The following is a 2,740-nucleotide window of genomic DNA, read 5'->3' on the forward strand; positions in this document are numbered from 1 at the left end:
GCTTGGCGGGCAGGATGTCGATATCGTGGTCTCGCTGAGTTCCAACTACACGACCGACCTCAGCCTCGCCGAGGGCCTGATCGGCCAGTTGCAGCAGGTGGGCCTCAGGGTGGTGCAGAACGCCATCGAGAACAACCAGTTCGACAACCAGCGGCGGGCAGGCAAGTTCGACTGGATGATCCTGCGCAATCCGCCGGCTCTGGCATCCGTGGTGCAGGGCACGACCGGCCTTGCGCCTGTAGGACCGCGCACAAGCGAACATCACCGCGCCGGGCCGGACGGCACGCTCGACCTGATGCCCTATGAGGAACAGATGGTCGATATCATCGACCAGTTCATCGCCACCGACGATAATGCCGAGCGGGCCGAACTGATGAAACAGTATCAGACCGTGGTGACGCAGAATGTCGATATGGTCGGGCTGACGGAATATCCAGGCGCGCTGATCGTCAACAAACGCTTCGACAATGTCGCCGCCGGTGCGCCGATCTTCATGTTCAACTGGGCGGAAGACGCCATTATCCGCGAGCGCATGTTCGTTCCGGCGGACGAGCAGCAGGACTACGAACTGTTCCCGAAAACCCTGCCGGGTGAACGGGGCGGCGACGGCCCGGTCAGCGGCTGACACCCGAAAGCGTCGCGGCGGCTCTTGCGAAAGCGCCGCCGCCAACCTCGCGGACCGGCAACCCTGTTCTCCTCCAGTTGCCGGTCCGCACAGACAAGGGACGCAAGGATAAAATGGCGCGATTTCTGTTCAACCGGATCATGTCGGGGCTGATGCTGCTGTTCGTGCTCAGCATCGTGACCTTCGTCATCATCCAGGCCCCGCCGGGCGATTACAGCGATTACATTCGCTCGCAGGCGATCAATCAGGGCGGCGCAACCTTCGAACAGGCCGACCGGCAGGCCGAGGCCTATCGCGAGACCCACGGCCTGAACGATCCGCTTCCCGTGCAATATCTGAATTGGGTGAAGGGGATCGTCTTCCACGGCGATTTCGGCCAGAGCCTCTATTACAACAAGCCGGTGTCCGACGTCGTCGCCCAGCGCTTGCCGCGCACGCTGGCGCTGGCGCTGACCTGCCATATCCTCGCTTCCATTCTCGGCATCGGTTTCGGCATCGTCGCGGCGACGCGCCAATATAGCTGGATCGATACGGCGCTGTCGGGGGTCGCCTTTCTCGGCATGACGGTGCCGCGCTTTTTGATGGCGCTGATCATCGTCTATGTCCTCGTCTTCCATTTCGACGTCAACGAAGTGGGCAGTTTCTTCTCGCCGCAATATGGCGGCGCGCCCTGGTCCTGGGGCAAGTTCGTCAATCTCGTGCAGCACATCTGGCCGGTCGTCGCCATCGCCACCTTCGGCGGGCTCGCCTACAATATGCGGGTGATGCGCGGCAACCTGCTCGACACGCTGAACATGCAATATGTCGAGACGGCGCGCGCCAAGGGGCTTTCGGAGCGCAAGGTGATCATGCGCCATGCCGTGCCCAATGCGCTGCATCCCCTCGTCATGTATCAGGGCGTGGTTCTGCCCTACATGCTGACCGGCGAAATCGAGGTCGCCATCATCTTCGCGCTGCCGACCGTCGGTCCGGCCATCGTCGGCTCCATGCAGGTGGGCGACGTCTATGTCACGGCGACCTTCATGCTGCTGCTCTCGGCCATGCTGCTGATCGGCAACATCATCGCCGACCTTCTGCTCGTGGCCCTCGATCCGCGCGTCAGACAGACCGGGAGGGCCGCGGCATGACCGACAACATCCTTCAAACCGTCGATACGGTCAAAGAACCGGAAGCCAACAAGAACGAAACCTATCTGGCGCTGGTCTGGCGCAGGCTGAAGCGGTCATTTTCCGGCATGATGGGCCTGATCCTGGTGATCTTCCTGCTGTTCGTCGCCGTGTTCGCCGATTTCCTGTCGCCGGCCGATCCGCGCGTGACCGGTGATTCCTACCAGCCGCCGCAGATGGTCACTGTGTTTGGCAAGGACGGCGAATTCGTGTTTCCGCCGCGCGTCTATCCGCTCGGCGATACAGGCGAACTGGACCCGATCACCTTCCAGCCGCTTGTCGGCAAGGATTACGACAACCCGCAGATCATCGGTCTGTTCGTGAAGGGCGCACCCTACAAGCTGTTCGGCCTCATTCCGGCCGACCGGCATTTCATCGGCGCGACCGATGGCTCGGTGATCCATTTTCTCGGCACCGACAAGCTCGGCCGGGACGTGCTGTCGCGCATTCTCTACGGCTCGCGGATTTCGCTTCTGATCGCACTCACCGTGGTCACCGTCGTCACCATCGTCGGAACATCCATCGGCATGACGTCGGGCTATTTCGGCGGGCCGGTGGATTCGTGGATCCAGCGCTTCGTCGAGCTGGTGCTCGCCTTTCCGCAACTGCCCTTTTATCTGGCGCTGGCCTCGCTCATTCCCGTGACCGCGCCCACCAAGGTGTTCCTCGGCTTCGTCATCGCGGTGATGTCGGCGCTCGGCTGGGCGCAGATGTCGCGCGAGGTGCGCGGCAAGACAATGGGGCTGGTGCGCATGGATTATGTGCGCGCGGCCATCGCCGTCGGCGCCACCGACAAGCGCATCATCTTCCGCCATATCCTGCCCAACGTGATGAGCCATGTCATCGTCGCGGTCACGCTCGCGATCCCCACGGTCGTGCTGCTCGAGGCCTTTCTTGGCTTCCTCGGCTTTGCGGTCAAACCGCCGATGATTTCCTGGGGGCTGATGCT

At 62.2% G+C, this 2,740-nt stretch carries 2 protein-coding genes and 1 pseudogene; all 3 read left to right on the top strand.

Features of this window, described 5'->3' with window-relative positions; genetic code table 11:
* A pseudogene (locus AC5DC2_RS22520) lies at positions 1 to 625 on the top strand (ABC transporter substrate-binding protein); the annotation flags it as partial.
* A 113-nt stretch (positions 626 to 738) separates the two neighbouring features.
* Complete coding sequence (locus tag AC5DC2_RS22525; RefSeq protein WP_024706063.1) at positions 739 to 1,752, top strand: ABC transporter permease; 1,014 nt, start codon at positions 739 to 741, stop codon at positions 1,750 to 1,752.
* Positions 1,749 to 2,740 (top strand): ABC transporter permease (locus AC5DC2_RS22530; RefSeq protein ID WP_491700104.1); only part of this gene is annotated, 992 nt, incomplete at its 3' end. The genes AC5DC2_RS22525 and AC5DC2_RS22530, both read left to right, overlap by 4 nt.

The organism is Martelella sp. (assembly GCF_984369615.1).